Source organism: Vibrio navarrensis (assembly GCF_000764325.1).
Classification (GTDB): Bacteria; Pseudomonadota; Gammaproteobacteria; order Enterobacterales; family Vibrionaceae; genus Vibrio; species Vibrio navarrensis.
Map to the genome: position 1 here is coordinate 20,800 of NZ_JMCG01000001.1, position 18,718 is coordinate 39,517.

Sequence of the window (18,718 nt, forward strand, 5' to 3'; positions counted from 1 at the left end):
GTAAAGTGACTTTACCTAATCGTGGTTTGGCTGAGTTTTAACGTTCAAATAACCAAGGTTTGACGTCGCGTGGATTAACTAAAATCAGTTGTTGGGCTTCTGGCGTGCCTTCGAGATAGTGGGTTTTGACTTGCATCTCTTTGAGTAGGTAATCGACCAACGCGGCACGTGTGGTTATGCGCAGTTGTCCGTTTTCCATTTGGTAATCGTGGGCGATGACTTCTTTTTGCTCGTCATTTAAACGTGGATCAGGGGCGAAAATTAAACCCACCTGCGTATTCCAAACCCGATCATCCTCTTTGGTGTGCTCTGAAGCATCGAGTAACTCAGCATCGCCACGGCAGCGGCTTAAGACCAAATCGCGATAGCCCTGCGATTTTTCACAGTAACCACGGACATGCCAACGCAAGCCGGTTTTGACCAAGGTATGGGGGTGGAAAATTCGCCCTTCCCATTCGGGATTGGACAGTGACACATAGCCAAGCTCAAGCCGTTTTTGCTGACGAATCGCTGCCGTTAGCGCGGCAATCACCTGTGGTGCAACATAACGCTGTGGAACGGAGCATTGCTCACCCAGTGCGGCATTGAATGATGACTGAGGCGCGTAAAACTGACCCGTGCTGAGCCATTGCAAATAGTGCTCTAGCGAGTGTTTGGGGGCTTCAGAGAGATATTGCGCGCTAAATTGATAAGGGCCAGAAGTCATCTTCTTTAACCGTTCAGGATGTTGCTCTTGGTAGGCTCGGATATCCTGATAGGCTTGTTGGCGGGTAATCGAAAACTGATCGACCAGATCTTTGTTGCGAACATAGCCTTGCCACAAGGCAAGCATTTCTAAAAACCGATGCCGTTCTTGAAGAGTGTGTATGGTCAAGTTCAATCTGCCTATCGTCTAACAATGGGCATAACGTAGCATAATCAATCAGATGTATTCGTGATAATTTCGACACTAAATAACAAAGCGAATAATAATCTTTAGGAACAATAAAAAACGAGCCGCTTGGCTCGTTTTTTATTGGCTGCTTTCAGCTTAATCTTATGCGGCGCGGCGCAGGTAGCCGAGTTTTTTGCCAATCCAAGCTAGTAGCACTAGCGCTACCATGATGGCAAAGAAGTTTGAGCCCGCCTCTGGGTATTGCGCTTTAACAAACGCCGAGTGACCGAAGGCACCGACAAAGAAGCACGCTAGGCCCACCAGCGGAATGTCTTCCGATACTGGATGGTTGAGATACTCTTGGTAAAGCGCTTGAACGGCCAGCACCAAGGCGATCAGCGGGAAAATCGAGAAAGTGACTTCACTCATGGTCAACCAAGAAAGAATGGCGTTGCCGCACATTCCGGTAATCAGTGCCAATACGAGGGTTTTCTTTTCAGAGCTGCGCGAAAGCGCTTTGTTTTCATTCGACATTATTCTATTTCACCTTTTAATCGGTTACGTTCACGTTCTTTGCGATACCAGTACGCCCCTTTGGCGACCATTCGCAGTTGCATGATCAGACGCTCGGCGAGTTCGTCGCGTTCACGTCGATCTAAATCCAAAGCTTCAGCACCTGAGCTAAACACTAAGATGACCGACGCTTCTGCCTGAGCTAGCGCTTCATCACGGCTCATCCCGGTGCTGGTAAGGTATTCGGTCAATTCAGCGGCAAAATGTTGTATTTCGCGGGCAACCGCAGCGCGAAACTCCGCGGAAGTGCCTGAGCGCTCTCGCAGTAACAAGCGAAACACGTTCGGGCTGCTCTCAATAAATTCCATAAACGTCTCGACCGACGTTCTGATCACACTGCCCTCTTTGGCGATTCGCTGGCGTGCTTGGCGCATCAGTTGACGTAATAGCAATCCGCCTTCATCCACCATGGTCAGGCCAAGCTCGTCCATGTCTTTAAAGTGGCGGTAAAACGAGGTGGGGGCGATACCCGCTTCTCTGGCCACTTCACGCAAGCTGAGGTTGGAGAAACTGCGATCAGCGCTCAGTTGGCTGAAGGCGGCGTCGATAAGGGAACGACGAGTTTTCTCTTTTTGCTGCGCGCGGATACCCATTGACTTCATGATGACGTTTGCTCTTGTTCTGTGTTGGTCTCTGGCCGCTAATATAACGCGAATCGCACGTGCCGATAAGTCATAGACTCTGCACGGCATGCACGTTACTACTGGCGGTGCGGGTTATGCAATCCCTTGTCTTCATTTTGGAGACCTACGACATGGCATTCGCCCCTTTTGCCATAATGTGCGTGATCACTTCCACTCTCTACCGAGCGCGCTGTTTACCTGCTGGTATAATCAGTTAAAATCTCGCTAAAGCAATGTTACGTAAATATAACAAGGAACAGATCATGGCGCACGCGAATCACTTTGATGTGATAGTTATCGGCAGCGGCCCGGGAGGTGAAGGGGCAGCGATGGGGCTCACCAAAGCAGGGCTGAATGTCGCGGTGGTAGAAAAAGAGAGCAGCGTCGGTGGCGGCTGCACTCACTGGGGCACCATTCCTTCGAAAGCGCTGCGCCATGCGGTAAGCCGGATCATTGAGTTCAATAGCAACCCGCTGTTTTGCCATAACAACACCAGCTTACACGCGACTTTCTCGACCATTCTTGGTCATGCCAAATCGGTGATCGATAAGCAAACGCGCCTGCGCCAAGGCTTTTACGACCGCAACCAGTGCCAATTGATCTTCGGCAGCGCGGCGTTTACCGACAGCCACTCGATTACAGTGACCCAAGCCGATGGCACCCAAGAGATTTACAGCGCCGACAAATTTGTCATCGCTACCGGTTCACGCCCTTATCAACCGGCAGATGTCGATTTCAATCACGAGCGTATTTATGACAGCGATTCGATCCTGAGCTTAAAACATGACCCGCGCCACATCATCATTTATGGCGCAGGGGTAATTGGCTGCGAATACGCGTCTATCTTTCGTGGGCTTGGGGTAAAAACCGACCTCATCAATACTCGCGATCGCTTACTGGCTTTCTTGGACAATGAAGTATCCGACGCGCTCTCTTACCACTTTTGGAACAGTGGCGTGGTGATACGCAATGACGAAACCTACGAGCGCATTGAAGGCACGCAAGATGGCGTGATCGTGCATCTGCAATCGGGCAAGAAGATGAAAGCCGATTGCCTGCTTTACGCCAATGGACGCACAGGCAACACCGACAAACTCAACCTCAATGCGGTTGGGCTGCAAGGTGACTCACGCGGCCAGCTCAAAGTGGACAGTAACTATCAAACGGAAGTGCCGCATGTTTATGCCGTCGGCGATGTGATCGGTTACCCGAGCCTCGCCAGTGCCGCTTACGATCAAGGGCGCTTTGTTGCTCAAGCGATTACCAAAGGCAAAGCCGACAGCATTTTGATTGAAGATATTCCAACCGGCATTTACACCATTCCGGAAATCAGCTCCGTCGGACGCACCGAACAAGAGCCGACGGCAGCGAAAGTGCCCTATGAAGTCGGGCGCTCCTCGTTTAAACATCTGGCGCGCGCGCAAATTGCGGGCAAAGATATCGGCAGTTTGAAGATTCTTTTCCACCGTGAGACCAAAGAAATTCTCGGCATTCACTGTTTTGGCGAGCGAGCGGCGGAAATTATCCACATCGGCCAAGCAATCATGGAACAGAAAGGTGCCGCGAACACGATCGAATATTTCGTCAACACCACCTTTAACTACCCCACCATGGCCGAAGCCTACCGGGTGGCGGCATTGAATGGTCTCAACCGATTGTTTTAAATTAACTTTTTATAAAAAACAGCAGGAGCCCCTGCTGTTTTTTATTGGCGGCGCATGTTGCGCTCTCTACCACTGCAAGTGCACTAACACGGGCGTCAAACGATGTTTGAGCTGCGGAATCTTACTCAGCCAACGCTGCCACATTTTCCAGCGCGAGCAAAAACGATCAAACGGAGAGAAGACTCGGACCCATTGCGCCCAAGGAAGCCACTGTAAAACTTGCTCTGCAGGAGCCGCCAAGCCATGCGCGTAGCGCTCAGCGCCCAACATTTGTCCTAGACGGCTCTCGCTCAAATCTCCAGCCAACACGACACACGCCTGCGCCGAAACAAAGTGGCGTCCAAGCGCTTGAATAAAAGTCGCCACTTGCGTCAATGATGCTTCCAACAACGCCATTTCACACACCACCAACACCGGGGTTTTGTCCGAGATAGGCAACCCATCCAGACAGGAGAGATCGTCAACGCTACCGCACTGCTGCTGGTAGCGTTCATTCTTATGGAACAGCCTCTGGCGCCAAAGCAAATGCTCGGTAATATCGAGTTCAACCCAGTGACAGCGACCGTTATCCAAACGATAGAAACGGGTATCGAGCCCTGCCCCAACATTGATCACCCAACCGTCAGGGTGCTGCTGAAGAAACTGGGCGACTTGTTGATCACACAATTGCGTTAAGGTGACGTGCAGTAATTGCTTTTGTGCCACATCGCCTGAAAGGCATTCCGGAGCCAGCTTACAGCTTAAGCAGGCTTTGGCCGCAATCGGGTCGTAAACGAGACCATTGTCAATCAAGCTTTCCCGGCTACGCAACCACAGGGGTTGCAACAATCTTGCTGGTACCTGATATCCTTTTTCTACGGGTACTTGAGAGGAAGACATGCCAGAAACCTTCTATTCGATGCACATTCGCGTTGATGATAATCAATCTCAATACCCCTTTCAAGTAATGAGAATAAATCTCATCTAATCTGACACTATACGTTTCTGTTTGCCGCAAATCATAAAAACGCAAAAGCCCGGCGCGTGCCGGGCTTTTGCGTCAATACAGTCTGGAATTACATCCAATCGGTGTTACGGATAATGCCGACGGCGATCCCTTCGATGGTCAATTGCTGACAACTCAAATCGACTTCAATCGGGGAAAACGACTCATTTTCCGCATGCAGCAGCACCGTCGCGCCTTTGCGTTCCAAGCGTTTCACCGTTACGTCATCGTCGACTCGCGCCACCACCACTTGTCCGTTACGCACGTCCTGAGTTTTATGCACCGCCAGTAGATCGCCATCCATAATGCCGATGTCTTTCATACTTTCACCGTGCACCCGCAGCAGAAAATCGGCCTGAGGTTTAAACATCGCCGGATCGACCTGATAGTGCGCTTCAACATGCTCCTGCGCTAAAATCGGCTCACCCGCTGCCACTCGGCCAATCAATGGCAAGCCTTGATCTTCATTCGCCGCCTGCTCTTCGAGCAAAATACGAATGCCTCGGGAGGCACCCGGGACAATTTCTATCACTTGCTTACGCGCAAGCGCTTTAAGATGCTCCTCTGCCGCATTCGCAGAGCGAAAGCCCAACTCTCGGGCAATTTCAGCACGAGTGGGTGGCATTCCGGTGTCATCAATTTTACTCTTAATCAAGTCGAACACTTGTTGTTGGCGTGGCGTCAACGGCTTCATAGGTCACCTGTCTTTTTATACAGTTCACTGTGAGTATATCCAGTAACGAGACAAAATAAAACCCAATTGGTTGTTTTTTAATTTAAAGGCAAGCCGAGCTCACGCACCGTACCGCTAGGTTATCGGCGGTTGAAAACAAAATGGCGGATAAATGACTTCAGTACAGCGATCATCGCGTTTTTGCGCTTTCGTGGTTAGGCTGGTCAATTAAGTTAAAAGGTTTGACCAGTTTCTGGTATTCTTGCTGCGCTTAAAATTATCGCTCAGGCTTATTTCTCCTACCAGACCCATTAGGTAATAGAAATAAATTTGGGTACGTTTGAAATCTATTGAGGCTGTGAACCTATATGTCTTCTGGGCAATCATTTTCACATTCGTTACTAAAGTTGCCGTTATCGGTACTGGTTAAAGGGACGGCGATTCCGTCCAACCCAATCGAAGATCATCAGATTGATATCAACAAGCCGATTGTTTACGCCCTGCCTTTTCGCTCCAGCGTTGATCTGCTCACGTTACAAAAACACGCCTTGGAGCTCGGCTTGCCCGATCCGCTCACACCATTAGAGATTCACGGCAAGTCGTTTCAGCGCTATGTATTTATCTCTTCTCGTCCCACGCTGATGGGCGATGATAACCAAGTGCCGAGCGATTCTATCCAGCTCTTTTCCGACTTGCTGTCGCTGCACAGTGACGATGACGAACTGGACGTGCAAGTGATCCCAACCACAGTGTTGTGGGGGCGTAAACCGGGTAAAGAAGGCACGAGCAAACCCTACTTGCAAGCGATGAATGGACCGCAAAAAGCCATCGCCGTTGCAACCGCTGGGCGCGATTGCTTGGTGCGTTTTAGCCCCGTGGTTTCTCTGCGTTATATGGCGCAATCACACGGCACCGATAACGCGATCGCCCACAAGCTGGCGCGCGTGGCACGCATCCACTTCTCTCGCCAAAAACTCGCTGCATCTGGCCCGGATCTTCCGCAACGTCAGGTGCTGTTTGCCCGTTTGATGAAATCACAGGCCATCAAGCAAGTGATCGAAGATGAGGCGAAGAGCAAAAATATCTCGATTGAAAAAGCACGCAAAGAAGCGCAAGACATCATGGATGAGATCGCCGCCGATTTCTCCTACTCGCTGGTGAAAAAGGGCGACCGCTTACTTGGCTGGCTGTGGAATAAACTCTACCAAGGGTTGAACATCAATAACGCCGCCACGGTGCGCCGCCTCGCGCAAGACGGGCACGAAATCGTCTACGTACCGTGTCACCGCAGCCACATGGATTACCTGCTACTCTCTTACGTGCTGTACCACGAAGGCATGGTGCCGCCTCATATCGCCGCTGGCATCAACCTCAACTTTTTCCCGGCAGGCCCACTGTTTCGCCGTGGTGGCGCTTTCTTTATTCGCCGCAGCTTTAAAGGCAACAGGCTCTATTCGACGATTTTCCGCGAATATTTAGCCGAGCTCTTTGCAAAGGGCTACTCGGTGGAATACTTCTCAGAAGGTGGCCGCTCGCGCACTGGTCGTCTGCTGCCAGCCAAGACTGGTATGCTGGCGATGACCATTCAAGCCATGCTGCGTGGCCTTAACCGTCCGGTGACTCTGGTGCCCGTTTACATTGGCTATGAGCATGTGATGGAAGTGGCAACCTATGCCAAGGAGTTGCGCGGTAAACAGAAAGAGAAAGAAAACGCCAGCTTGGTGCTGCGCACGCTCAGAAAGCTGCGCAACTTCGGCCAAGGCTACGTCAACTTCGGTGAGCCGATCCCACTGAACCAGTATCTCAATGAACACGCGCCAGAGTGGACCAAAGACATTGACCCGATGGGCGGCAGCAAACCACAATGGATCAATCCGGTGGTAAACAAGCTAGCCAATAAGATGATGACGCACATCAACAATGCCGCTGCCGCGAACGCGTTGACCCTGTGCGCCACGGCACTGCTGGCGTCTCGCCAGCGCGCTTTATCGAAAGACTCGCTTATCAACCAAATTGAAAGCTACCTGCAACTGCTGAAAAACGTACCCTATTCCAGCAACTGCACCATTCCAAGTGATAGCGCGGAAGTGCTGGTTGAACACGCCCTCACCTTGGATAAGTTTGTGATTGAAACGGACAGTATGGGCGATATCATTTCACTGGATCGCAATCAGTCGATTTTGATGACCTACTATCGCAACAACATCATTCACCTGCTGGCTTTGCCTTCGCTGATTGCGCAGATGATCATCCGTCAAGAGCAGCTCAGCGTGGCGCAGATCCAGCATCAAGTCGCGCAGATCTATCCATTCTTAAAAGCGGAGCTGTTCTTAAGTCACGATGAACAGCAGCTTGATGAGTTGGTAATCAACATTCTCGATGAGCTGACAAATCAGCAGATGATATCGCTGTCAGAAGATCGAGTGACCAAAAACCAAGCCAATACTCAAACCTTGGTACTCCTTGGTCGAACCATTACGGAAACGCTGCAACGCTACTCGATCGCCCTCAATTTGCTGGTTGCTTATCCTGAACTGGGTAAAGCTGACTTGGAGCAGAAGAGCCAAGACATCGCGCAGCGTTTAGGTCGCCTTCATGGCATCAACGCGCCCGAGTTTTTCGACAAAGGGGTGTTTGCTTCTCTGTTTTGCACCTTAAAACAGCAGAACTATCTTGACGCCGACGGCAACTGTGAACAAACCCAGACAGAGCAATTCGCCTCACTGCTCTATGCCCTGCTCTACCCGGAAGTGAAGCTGACCATTGAAGAGAGTATCTTCCAGCTCACCAATCAATAATCGCGTAATAAAAAGGCATCCCACTCGGATGCCTTTCTTTTTCTCTGATTGTTCATTTACCAGAAGGCGACAAGCAGCCCAAGCGCCAATACCATGCCGACGTAGTTGTTATTCAGGAACGCTTTAAAGCACAGCTCCCGCTCGCGATGGCGAATCAAATGTTGCTGATAAACAAACAAAGCTCCCGCGGCCAGTATGCTCCAATAGAAACTTTGCCCTAACTGATAATATTGACCCAGCCACAGCAACATCGCTAAGGTCGCCAGTTGCAACAATCCGATGATCAGTTTGTCAAAACGACCAAATAAAATCGCGGTCGATTTCACCCCAATCAGCAGGTCATCATCGCGATCCACCATCGCATATTGGGTATCGTAAGCGATGGTCCACAGCGCATTAATGGTAAAGAGAAACCACACCATCCAAGGTAATTCGTTGGTTTGCGCCGCCCAAGCCATTGGAATGGCCCAGCTAAACGCCAGCCCTAACACCAACTGCGGGAGATGGGTGTAGCGCTTCATAAAGGGATAAACAAACGCCAAAGCAATGCCAACAAAGGAGAGCTGAATGGTCAGCGAGTTCATGGTAAGGACCAAGAGAAATGACGTTATCCCCAATACCAAAAACAGCAGCACCGCCTCTTTTGAGGTCACTTTGCCCGCTGGCAATGGGCGCTGTTGGGTGCGCTTGACATGGCCATCGACATGGCGATCGGCAAAATCATTGATGACACATCCGGCGCTGCGCATCAAGAAAACGCCCGCGGTAAATACCAGCAAAACATCCCAATCTGGCATCCCTTGCGCAGCCAGAAGCAGCGACCACAACATCGGCCAGAACAGTAAAAAAGAGCCAATCGGTCGATCCATCCTCATCAATTGCCAATACGCTTTGGCTTTTTCTGCCGACATTTACACGCTCTCCTTAGAGTAAATTGGTGCATGGGGTAAAAACAGTTCGGCCACCAGCATCGGCTTGTGGTTCATCCATAACCGTGAGCGGCGCGCGAGTAAGCGTCCAGATGGGGTCTCGACCCAAGCCACTTGTAGCGCATCGCGCTCAACAGTATCCGCGCTGAATACGGTCAGCCCAAGTGGCAGCTCGCCCAACGTAGCCAAATCATATGGCTGATCACAAAGCGTCGACTGCGGGATCAAAGTACGCCCAAGTACCCAGCGAGCACCGTCACCAGAGAGGATCACTTCTCGCAGTAAACAAGGCCCTTGGCTGAGCAACGTTTTTTCTTCTCCCAGCAAGAGCGGCTCATCCATCGCCTGATTGCGCAGCAGTTCAACCGTCAAGTTCTGGCAATGCTGGTTCAAGCGGCGCGATAACGAGCCCTGCTCATGCAGCCAATGTTTGGCTTGCTCATTGGGGTAAGCAAAATGTTCGGTAGTTTGCCATCTCGCTTGTGATAATAAAGCAAGATAGGGCGATATCGGCTGATTCATACTAGTATTCAATTGATCGCTTTATGCGTACAATAAAGCAACACATTACGGCAACGACTTACCGTAACGATTGTTATAACTTATGTGACATTTGGACCGCCTATTGTAACAAGACAAAAGCGTTTCGAGTATCGTGATCAGAAGAAAGAAAAGATAGAAATATGTACAAACGTTATATAGTCCAAATAATTCTCGCCCTCAGTGTGCTGGTTTCGCTTCCTACGCTCGCGGAGGAAGAAAAAGCAGGGCCGAAACTGGCTTATTTCACTTTGGAGCCGGATCTCACCACCAACTTCTATACCAAAGGGAAAAAGCTCGGTTACGTGCAAGTGCGCATTGATGTGATGGTGATGAGCAGCGAAGATCTCGCTTTGGTCGAGCGCCATCAACCGCTGATCCGCGATGCTGTGGTGGAAATGCTCGGCCAGCAAACCGAAGAGACGGTCAAGTCACTGGCAGGACGAGAAGATCTACGCAAAAACTTAGTGGCGTACTTAAACGAGATTTTACTGCCAGAAACTGGCAAAACCGTGATTGCCGACTTACTGTTTACCAAGTATCTCTATCAGTAATCAGCAAAACGGATGACCACGTTAAAAAAGCGGCTCAGGCCGCTTTTTGATTTTTTGCTTTAGTGGAATCGAGATACGCCAGCGCCATTCCCGCGAGTAACCCAACCAAATGCGCGGTATTGCCAATCGCCATAAAAGGCTGCACGTAACCGAGCACCAGCCACACCAACATAAATGCCACAATCGGTTTGGGTAAGGAAAGGCCCTTGTGTGGGCAGCGATAGCCGAAAATCCACACATAGCCGACAAGCGCGTATACCACGCCAGACAAGCCACCAAAATTGGCACCATGGACCATAAACTGACCAACACCGGACAGCGCAGCAGAGATAACAAACAGCTGCAACAGTTTGCCCGTGCCAAGTCGCTGCTCAAGATCGCCGCCCAACTGCCACCACCACAAAAGGTTGAAGGCAATATGCAGTACAGAAAAATGCAGCACCGCGTGACTGACCCAGCGCCATAGCTGCCATTGCTGTTCGGCTGCCGCAGGAAAATGCAACAGAGCAAACACCGCATCCGCTAGGCCAAAGGTTTGCAAAAGATAAATCACACTGCACAGCAGCATGATCACCAGCGTAAGTGGCCCCGCTTTGGCTTTGACCATCGCACCGAGACTAGGCGAACGGTAGCGAAAACGTGCTTTGCGCGTTTCCGCTACCTGCCACGACGCAGCACTGTATTTGCTGTCCATTGGATTGGCTAAGAAGCGATCGAGTTCCGCTTCAACCTCAAGCAGATGCTGCTCATCCATCAACCAGAGGGCAAACATTCCCTCACCTTCTGGCATCATCTGCAATTCAATTTGCTGCGATGCCATGTAATCGATAAACGCTTGGATCATCCTTGGGTTGTTTAGTGCAACTAATCGCCTCATTGCCAAACCTCTCTGCTTTTACTTTTCCGCCACTAGCTGCGCACTACTGGTAAGTTCGCGCGGTGCCAGGCTTCAAAACCACCATCAACGCTGTAAACCTCTTCGAAGCCCTGATTCACAAGATACTGAGCGACCCCTTGGCTGCTGATACCGTGATAGCACATCACCAAAATAGGCTGATCCAGCTCGACCTCATTCATAAAGGAAACCATGCTGTCATTGGTGAGATGGAAAGAGGAATTAGCATGCGCCACAGCAAAGGATTGCGGATCGCGAATATCCACTAAACGAGCTTCTCCGCTCTCCAGCAGAGCTTGCGCGCTTTGTACATCAATGTGTTTGAACTGCTCCATTTACTTTCTCTCTGTTCTTGTTGTTAGCTGACGGGATTGTAACCTATCCAGAGGCAAACTTAGACACATAGTTCTTCAGGGCATTTTTTGAAGTGCAAAAATCAATCAATTGTGGATAAAGCTGTGGATTGCGTTGATAAGGTATTTTTTGATCCAAAGATCCACAAGATGTAGTAATGATCCTGATCTTCTTGTGCGTAGGATTATAACTATCCCCAAGCTCTAAGCCCGTCTGACCCCTTATTTTGCCCGGCTTGCGAACAGAAGATGAATAATTACCTCACAGAGTTATTCACAGGCCTCGTGACCTTAGTGCGCTGCTTTTTGTGTTTTTTTTTGATCAAAATAAAAAAGCCGAGATCTCACGATCCCGGCTTTCTCAGAATAAATTTTCCGTTGGTTTTAGATTTCACCAACCGCCATTTTCAGTTTCTTCATGGCATTTTTCTCTAGCTGACGAATACGCTCGGCAGAAACACCATAACGTTCAGCCAGATCTTGCAACGTCGCTTTGTCGTCGTCCAACCAACGAGAACGCACAATATGCTGACTGCGTTCATCCAAACTCGCTAGCGCCAAAGAGAGGCGATTGTTGGTGTGCTCTTCCCAGTTTTGCGCTTCAAGGTTATCCGCAATATCAGAGGATTTATCTTCTAAATAAAGCACTGGCGCTGTCGATACACTGCCGGAATCTTCATCATCAACCGTGAGATCGAATGTCGAATCGACCGCAGCAAGACGAGATTCCATTTCACGCACTTCAGAAGGCTCCACACCCAATTCGCGGGCAACGGTTTCCACTTCACCGTTGTTGAACCAGCCTAAGCGTTTTTTGGATTTGCGCAGATTAAAAAACAGCTTACGTTGTGCTTTGGTGGTGGCAATCTTGACGATGCGCCAGTTACGCAGTACGTACTCGTGGATCTCCGCTTTGATCCAGTGCACCGCAAACGACACCAGTCTCACACCGACTTCTGGGTTGAAGCGTTTAACCGCTTTCATCAAGCCGATATTACCTTCTTGAACTAAGTCAGCCATCGGTAAACCGTAACCGGAATAGCCACGGGCCACGTGAACAACGAATCTCAGATGAGACAGAATCAGCCCTTTCGCTGCTTCAATCTCGCCTTTGTAATGCAAACGCTCTGCGAGTTCACGCTCTTCGTCCGCACTCAGCATGGGATAGCTGTTTACCGAACGAATATAGCCATCAAGGCTATCTTGCGTTACTAGAGCCATCGGATACGCTTGATTTGTCATTCAATTCCTCATCAATCTCTGATCTGGAGTAAAACATTGCCATTCGGCGCTGCTATCTTGAACTGATCTTAGCTCAGTTTCAAGCAGGGTTAGCAATTATCCATAAACAATTCATCTATACAAGTCAATCGATTTCTCTTGTATCAATGAGTACCGAGTATAAGACCTACATCACTTAAACTGGTTCAATTTCTTTTAAGTGTCGCTGTGCTGAAATTCTTGCGGCGATACAACCAAGAAAGGTTCCGGTCATCATCAGCAGCAGGGATTCATCCCAACTGAGGCCGATCAAACGAAACTGGCTGTCGTACAAGGCGGCCAAATCTTCCACCGCGCCGTTAAGCAGAATAGTAATCAACGCGGTTAAAATCCAGGCAATCACACTGCCTAGTAGACCAAACCACATACCGGAATACAGATACGGACGGAGGATAAATCCATCGGTCGCACCAATCAGTTTCATGGTTTGGATCTCTTCTTTGTTGGCAAGCACATTAAAACGCAGCGTATTGCCGACGATCAAAAATACCGCACCGAGCATCAGAAGTGTCAGGGTAATGACAATGATGCTCGCCAGTGTTTTGATCGCATCAAGACGGGTGAGCCAATCTTCATCTAAACGCACGTCGGTCACATCGTCGCTGGCAGCGACCACTTGTGCTAAGCGTTTGACCGCCGCCTTCTCCTCGCTACTGGGCGTGATCACTAACACCCCGGGCAAAGCATAGTTATCGAGCAAACTCAGTGCCTGCTCGAAACCGGAGTACTGGCTCAAGTCGGCCAATCCTTGCTGCGGCGAAATGTATTCCACTTTGCCGACATACTCTTGTCCTTCCAACTCATCTTTGAGGATCATCACCCTGGCTTCTGGCACACCTTGGCGCAAGTAAGCACTAACTTGAGCAGGAGAAGTCACATGCGATGTCGCCCCTGCAATGTTCTTACCGAGCAGATAAAGACACGCGGGCATGGAAAGCGCTACGGAGATCACCGCTAGCGTCAACAGATTACCCAAAGGGCGCTGCCAAATTGCGCTTAGCGACACTTTCGCCTGTTTTAGATGGATGGCGAAAAAGCTGTCGGTTTTCGGTCGATGGCTTTTGGCTTTGGAGGCAGACTTTTGTATGCGTTTATTCGCGGCCATAATCTTCTACCTCGCTAAGAAAGCCTTGATTGAGCTCAAAGTGACGATATTGAGGACGCGAGTTAACCAAGCTGATGTCGTGGGTGGCGAGCAAAATGGTGACGCCAGCGCGGTTAAACTCTTCAAACAAGCGCACGACGCGGTTGGACAACTCCGGATCTAAGTTACCGGTCGGCTCATCGGCCAGCAGCAAGGTTGGCCGATTCACCACCGCACGGGCGATACCGACACGCTGCTGCTCACCACCGGAAAGCTGGCTCGGCAAACAACGCGCTTTATCCAATAAACCGGTTTTGTCTAACGCCGCCGAGACACGCCGTTTGATCTCCAGTTCAGAAATGGACTCAATGCGCATCGGCAACGCCACGTTGTCGTAGACACTGCGATCCATCAACAAACGGTGATCTTGAAAGACAATGCCGATGTTACGGCGCAAAAACGGAATATCGCGATTCGGGATACGTGTGATGTCGTGGCCATTGAAACTAATGCGCCCGTCGGTTGGCCTTTCAATGGCACAAATCAGCTTAAGCAAGGTACTTTTACCCGCTCCGGAATGTCCGCCCAGAAAAGCCATTTCTCCACGACGTAAATGAAAATCGACCTTTTGCAGTGCCTGGCGGCCACCACGGTACGCTTTGCTCACCTGCTGAAATCGGATCACCACTTATCCCTCTGTTGATTTTACTCTTCGCGGCTAAACAGGGCGTCGATGAATTCTTGCGTCTGGAATGGTCGCAAGTCTTCAATGCCTTCACCCACCCCGATATAGCGAATAGGGATGCTAAACTGGTCGGCAATGGCAAAAATTACCCCACCTTTGGCCGTGCCGTCGAGTTTGGTTAATGTAATGCCCGTAATGGGCGCCACATCGCTGAACAATTTGGCCTGACTGATCGCATTTTGACCTGTGCCTGCGTCCAGTGTCAGCATGATCTCATGCGGCGCGGACTCATCAATTTTCTTCATCACGCGAACAATTTTACGTAGCTCTTCCATCAAATTGCTCTTGTTCTGTAAACGGCCTGCGGTATCGGCGATCACCACATCGACCCCACGCGCTTTCGCCGCTTCGATCGCATCGTAAATCACTGAGGCGCTGTCGGCTCCGGTGTGCTGGGCAATCACAGGCACATTGTTTCGCTCGCCCCACACTTGCAACTGTTCTACCGCCGCGGCGCGGAAAGTGTCGCCAGCGGCCAACATCACCTTTTTACCTTGGCTTTGGAACTGCTTCGCAAGCTTACCAATCGTGGTGGTTTTACCTACTCCGTTGACGCCGACCATCAGGATCACGTAAGGGGTTTTGCTGCTGTCGATGTGCAATGGCTGTTCCACCTTGGCAAGGATCTCGGCCATCTCTTCTTTAAGTAAACCATACAGCGCTTCACCGTCACGCAAGTCACTGCGCGATGCTTTCTCTGTCAGGTTTTCAATGATTTTGAGCGTGGTATCCATACCCACATCAGCAATCAAGAGTTGCTCTTCGAGCTCTTCAAACAGCTCATCATCGATTTTTTTGCCTTTGAACAGGCCAAAGAAGCCAGCGCCGATATTGGCTTTGGTGCGGCTCAGGCTGCGCTTTAAACGGGCAAAAAAGCTTTCACTGGGTTTTTCCTGCTCTTGCACGCGCTCCACAACGGGTTCAGGGTCAGCGCTAGAAAGCGCTTCGCTCTCTTCTTGCGGCGTCTCAAGTGTACTTTCTGGGCTTTCTGCGCTCTCCGCGACACACTCGGCTGGCTGCGAATCGCTTAGACTTTCTTCAACTAACTGCGGTTCTTGTTCTTCACCGGATTGAGATGGAGTGGCTTGGTGTTGCGTTGCTTTGGTTTGCTCTTCTTCACCAAAACCAAGCCATGATAATAATCCGCGCTTTTTCTTTTCCGTCATCGGGAGATATCCTGATTTTTACTGACTCTCTGCTTTTCTCCAGCACAAGGCACAAAGAAAAGTGAACTCTTCAACCAGTGCACTCTGGGCTATTCCGTTTTTCTCAGTGGAATAGTGGTACACTCTGTCACAATGAAACTCTGGGCTCTATCCAGGCGCTGCGCCTGGAGGATTGGCTATAGTAACACTTAATTAGCGGTCAAAAAATCTATGGTAAGACGTCACCAGCAAAACACATCACAAAATAAGCCATCCGTTGGCTGTGTGCGCATCATCAGTGGCTTATGGCGAGGCCGGAAACTGCCAGTACATGACGCAGAGGGCCTGCGGCCAACCACCGATCGGGTCAAAGAGACGCTATTCAACTGGCTAGCGCAAGAGATCCCACACGCGCATTGTTTAGATCTGTTTGCTGGCTCCGGTGGGCTCGGGTTTGAAGCGGCCTCACGCCAAGCAAAGCTTGTGACCATGGTGGAACTCAACCCCAAAGCGTTTGCCCAATTGCAACAAAATGTCACGGCGGTCAAAGCCAATAATATCCAGTTGGTCAGCGGTGATGCGTTGCAATTCCTTAAGCAGCAAGGCACACCGCAACATGTGGTGTTTATTGACCCACCGTTTCGCCAAGGATTACTGCAAGAGACAGTGACACTTTTGGAGCAAAATGGCTGGCTGGCCGAGGATGCGATGATCTATATTGAGGCGGAAAAAGAGTGGCAGGTAGAAAACTTGCCCGCGACCTGGCACTTGCACCGTGAAAAGACCGCTGGTCAGGTCAGTTACCGTCTCTACCAACGACAACCATCGTAAAAGGATTCTGTCATGAAAGCGTTGCTCCTGCTGGCCAAAGCCGCGATTGCCTTCGTCTGGTTTATTTTGATTTTCAACATCTTCGCCCCCTTTCCGGGCAATGCGGCGATTGTTCTGTACATCATGGCCGCCTTTCTGTTCATTATGCACGGCTTGCAAATGGCGATTTTCATCGGCGCATTTGGTGACAAAATCGCCATGACTCGCTGGGACAAATATTCGATTTTACTGTTTGGCATCTTCGCCCTGCTCGATATTCGCCGTAAATACATGATGTAAAAAAATGCCGCTGAATATCAGCGGCATTTTTTATTCCATTTACATTCCCATGTAACTCTTGACCCCGTTGAGAAACATCTGGGTGGAAATCATCACCAGCAGCAGCCCCATCAAACGCTCCACCGCTTTGAGGCCGCGTTCACCGAGGATGCGGTGGAAGAAGCCGTAGAACATCAAAATGATAAAGGTGGCAAACCACGCCAAGGCGACCGCCGCCGACAGCTCCGCCAAATTATTCGGATGCTGAGTAGACAACAGCAAGAGCGCAGCAATCACCGACGGCCCAGCGATCATCGGGATGGCCATCGGCACAATGAAGGGCTCTTCACCTGCCGCAAGTCCGGTGATACTGCCTGCGCTGGGGAAAATCATTTTAATCGCGATGATAAATAAGATGATTCCGCCCGAAATGCTCAGCGTTTCCGGTTCGACATGGAGAAAATTGAGAATACTCTGCCCGGCAAAAAGAAAGAGCATCAGGATCATCAGAGCGAAGAGTAACTCTCGAATCAGTACCTTACGGCGTCTTTTAGGATCGATATGTTTTAAAATGGACAAGACAATCGGCAAATTGCCCAAAGGGTCCATGATCAGAAACAGCATGGTGGCTGCGGCAAGAATGTCCATCAGAGATCTCGAAGTACAACAATGGCGCCAGTATAGCAGTACAATACTGGCTTGACGACGTACTCAACGAGCAGAGAGGAACTAGTAGATAATAGAAGCGACGATCAGTGCATGGGCAAGAAAGTAGCTGCCCGACACCCAAACATAGGCGCGTTTCATCGGCTTGCGATAGCCGTGAATGGCATAAGCCAGCGCCGAGTAGATCATTACCAACGCGCCACCAAAACCCACCGCATTGGCCAGCGAAGCACTTTGCAGCCACACTTCCCCAGCCGCCCAAGCCATTTGCACCAACATTATTCCCATGATGACCACGGGAAAGACCAGAGAATCGAGTTGAGGTAGCAGCAGAAAGAAGGCGACGATACTGGCCGCCAGCAACAGGGCAAGCAACCACCACACAATATCGCCATTGAGTTGCACCCAAAACGATTTGCTGTAGCAAAGTTGCGCCAATAGAAAGCCAGTAAAATAAAAGGTTTTTCTTGCGCGCAGGGTATGCAACACATCGGCAACGACAGAGATCATAAGGCCAGCGGCAACCCAGTAGGTGTATCCCTGCTTCGGCCCTTGAGTGACAACTAAAACGCAGAGCAGTGCCAACGTTAGCACTTTAAATACCAAGGTCTGAGTCCGGCTCGATTGACGCGCACCCAATACGGATGCCACTCCCGATAAGCCTATTGCCAGCCAACTCCACATCTGCATTACCCTTTCTCTTTTAACGCGGCTAGTCTAGGTAGCAGAAACTGTATGTAAAGCAGTAAACCACGAAAGTTGGATCTTGATAGCGAATAACGACCTACTGGCAAAACAGTAGGGCAAGTGAATCCGTTTATTCCGCTTGGCGAAGAAAAACGTTTTAAGTTGCCATCCCCAACCAGAACGCCAAGCGATCCGTAGGAAAAACCAGAAAAGCAAACGTTACCGCAGCATGGCCAGACCAGCTGCGCCAATAGAGAAAGAAAAAAGGAATAAAAATCACATTTTTCACTTAATAAAATAGTAATTTATTAAAAAAATAACAATTAATTTCATTAAGTTAGTAATAAAAATCCAATCAAATACAGAGCGAATCTATCGTGAATTATCTTAGACTCCATTCTTAGCAAGAAAATTCTCAAATGGTGATAAAACCCACCAACAAAAGTGATTGACTTTTAAAAGCATCGCAACCGAAAGAAAAAAACATAGTAACAACCCCACAAAAAGCCAGATACCAAGCCAAAGCCAATAAATAAGGCGAAATTAAAATTGACCAACAT

General features: G+C 49.8%; 20 protein-coding genes. 5 read left to right on the forward strand and 15 right to left on the reverse strand.

Annotated elements, in window-relative coordinates; translation table 11 throughout:
• Positions 1-37: 37 nt before the first annotated feature.
• The 3 genes from EA26_RS00070 to fabR form a co-directional block, all read right to left on the reverse strand.
• Entirely contained in the window at positions 38-880 is an 843-nt protein-coding gene (locus EA26_RS00070; RefSeq protein WP_502620617.1) for a BrxR family transcriptional regulator, read from the reverse strand.
• Positions 881-1,036: 156 nt separating this feature from the next.
• Complete coding sequence (locus tag EA26_RS00075; protein WP_039422076.1) at positions 1,037-1,408, reverse strand: YijD family membrane protein; 372 nt, start codon at positions 1,406-1,408, stop codon at positions 1,037-1,039.
• Complete coding sequence (gene fabR / locus EA26_RS00080) at positions 1,408-2,049, reverse strand: HTH-type transcriptional repressor FabR (RefSeq protein ID WP_039422081.1); 642 nt, start codon at positions 2,047-2,049, stop codon at positions 1,408-1,410. The genes EA26_RS00075 and fabR overlap by 1 nt, the downstream gene beginning before the upstream one ends.
• Positions 2,050-2,303: 254 nt before the next feature.
• On the opposite strand from fabR, the gene sthA reads away from it, so the two are divergent.
• The gene (gene sthA / locus EA26_RS00085; RefSeq protein WP_081947002.1) at positions 2,304-3,734 is read left to right on the forward strand and encodes a Si-specific NAD(P)(+) transhydrogenase; all 1,431 of its coding nucleotides are present in this window, start codon (positions 2,304-2,306) and stop codon (positions 3,732-3,734) included.
• 66 nt (positions 3,735-3,800) lie between these two features.
• On the opposite strand, the gene EA26_RS00090 is transcribed toward sthA, so the two are convergent.
• Together EA26_RS00090 and lexA are read right to left on the reverse strand one after the other, a co-directional pair.
• Positions 3,801-4,613 carry a class I SAM-dependent methyltransferase gene (locus tag EA26_RS00090; RefSeq protein WP_039422086.1) on the reverse strand — a complete coding sequence of 271 codons (813 nt, stop codon included), beginning with the start codon at positions 4,611-4,613 and terminating at the stop codon, positions 3,801-3,803.
• Positions 4,614-4,789: 176 nt separating this feature from the next.
• Positions 4,790-5,413 carry a transcriptional repressor LexA gene (gene lexA / locus EA26_RS00095; protein ID WP_039422089.1) on the reverse strand — a complete coding sequence of 208 codons (624 nt, stop codon included), beginning with the start codon at positions 5,411-5,413 and terminating at the stop codon, positions 4,790-4,792.
• Between the two features lie 347 nt (positions 5,414-5,760).
• On the opposite strand from lexA, the gene plsB reads away from it, so the two are divergent.
• Entirely contained in the window at positions 5,761-8,190 is a 2,430-nt protein-coding gene (plsB, locus tag EA26_RS00100; protein WP_039422092.1) for a glycerol-3-phosphate 1-O-acyltransferase PlsB, read from the forward strand.
• Positions 8,191-8,246: 56 nt separating this feature from the next.
• On the opposite strand, the gene ubiA is transcribed toward plsB, so the two are convergent.
• Positions 8,247-9,101: a 4-hydroxybenzoate octaprenyltransferase gene (gene ubiA, locus EA26_RS00105; RefSeq protein WP_039422094.1), complete on the reverse strand. Its 855-nt coding sequence runs from the start codon at positions 9,099-9,101 to the stop codon at positions 8,247-8,249.
• Positions 9,102-9,641 carry a chorismate lyase gene (locus EA26_RS00110; RefSeq protein ID WP_152593333.1) on the reverse strand — a complete coding sequence of 180 codons (540 nt, stop codon included), beginning with the start codon at positions 9,639-9,641 and terminating at the stop codon, positions 9,102-9,104.
• Positions 9,642-9,802: 161 nt separating this feature from the next.
• On the opposite strand from EA26_RS00110, the gene EA26_RS00115 reads away from it, so the two are divergent.
• Positions 9,803-10,213, forward strand: a complete 411-nt coding sequence (locus EA26_RS00115; protein WP_039422099.1) for a flagellar basal body-associated protein FliL — start codon at positions 9,803-9,805, stop codon at positions 10,211-10,213.
• A gap of 34 nt (positions 10,214-10,247) precedes the next feature.
• Here the strand turns inward: EA26_RS00115 and glpG are convergent, their stop codons facing one another.
• The 6 genes from glpG to ftsY form a co-directional block, all read right to left on the reverse strand.
• Positions 10,248-11,090, reverse strand: a complete 843-nt coding sequence (glpG, locus tag EA26_RS00120; protein WP_039422102.1) for a rhomboid family intramembrane serine protease GlpG — start codon at positions 11,088-11,090, stop codon at positions 10,248-10,250.
• 32 nt (positions 11,091-11,122) lie between these two features.
• Complete coding sequence (gene glpE, locus EA26_RS00125; RefSeq protein WP_039422103.1) at positions 11,123-11,443, reverse strand: thiosulfate sulfurtransferase GlpE; 321 nt, start codon at positions 11,441-11,443, stop codon at positions 11,123-11,125.
• Between the two features lie 402 nt (positions 11,444-11,845).
• The gene (gene rpoH / locus EA26_RS00130; RefSeq protein WP_039422105.1) at positions 11,846-12,703 is read right to left on the reverse strand and encodes an RNA polymerase sigma factor RpoH; all 858 of its coding nucleotides are present in this window, start codon (positions 12,701-12,703) and stop codon (positions 11,846-11,848) included.
• A gap of 175 nt (positions 12,704-12,878) precedes the next feature.
• The gene (gene ftsX / locus EA26_RS00135) at positions 12,879-13,847 is read right to left on the reverse strand and encodes a permease-like cell division protein FtsX (protein ID WP_039422107.1); all 969 of its coding nucleotides are present in this window, start codon (positions 13,845-13,847) and stop codon (positions 12,879-12,881) included.
• Complete coding sequence (gene ftsE / locus EA26_RS00140) at positions 13,834-14,511, reverse strand: cell division ATP-binding protein FtsE (protein WP_039428650.1); 678 nt, start codon at positions 14,509-14,511, stop codon at positions 13,834-13,836. The genes ftsX and ftsE overlap by 14 nt, the downstream gene beginning before the upstream one ends.
• A gap of 20 nt (positions 14,512-14,531) precedes the next feature.
• Complete coding sequence (ftsY, locus tag EA26_RS00145; RefSeq protein ID WP_039422109.1) at positions 14,532-15,737, reverse strand: signal recognition particle-docking protein FtsY; 1,206 nt, start codon at positions 15,735-15,737, stop codon at positions 14,532-14,534.
• 210 nt (positions 15,738-15,947) lie between these two features.
• Here ftsY and rsmD point away from each other — a divergent pair, with 210 nt between their 5' ends.
• Complete coding sequence (gene rsmD / locus EA26_RS00150) at positions 15,948-16,547, forward strand: 16S rRNA (guanine(966)-N(2))-methyltransferase RsmD (protein ID WP_039422112.1); 600 nt, start codon at positions 15,948-15,950, stop codon at positions 16,545-16,547.
• 12 nt (positions 16,548-16,559) lie between these two features.
• Positions 16,560-16,826, forward strand: coding sequence for a DUF1145 domain-containing protein (locus tag EA26_RS00155; RefSeq protein WP_039422115.1), 267 nt, complete (start codon positions 16,560-16,562; stop codon positions 16,824-16,826).
• A 39-nt stretch (positions 16,827-16,865) separates the two neighbouring features.
• On the opposite strand, the gene EA26_RS00160 is transcribed toward EA26_RS00155, so the two are convergent.
• Positions 16,866-17,453 (reverse strand): YhgN family NAAT transporter, encoded by a 588-nt coding sequence (locus EA26_RS00160; protein ID WP_039422117.1) that lies wholly within the window; start codon positions 17,451-17,453, stop codon positions 16,866-16,868.
• Positions 17,454-17,534: 81 nt separating this feature from the next.
• On the reverse strand, positions 17,535-18,155 hold the full coding sequence (locus tag EA26_RS00165; RefSeq protein ID WP_039428652.1) for a lysoplasmalogenase: 621 nt from the start codon (positions 18,153-18,155) through the stop codon (positions 17,535-17,537).
• Positions 18,156-18,718 lie beyond the last annotated feature (563 nt).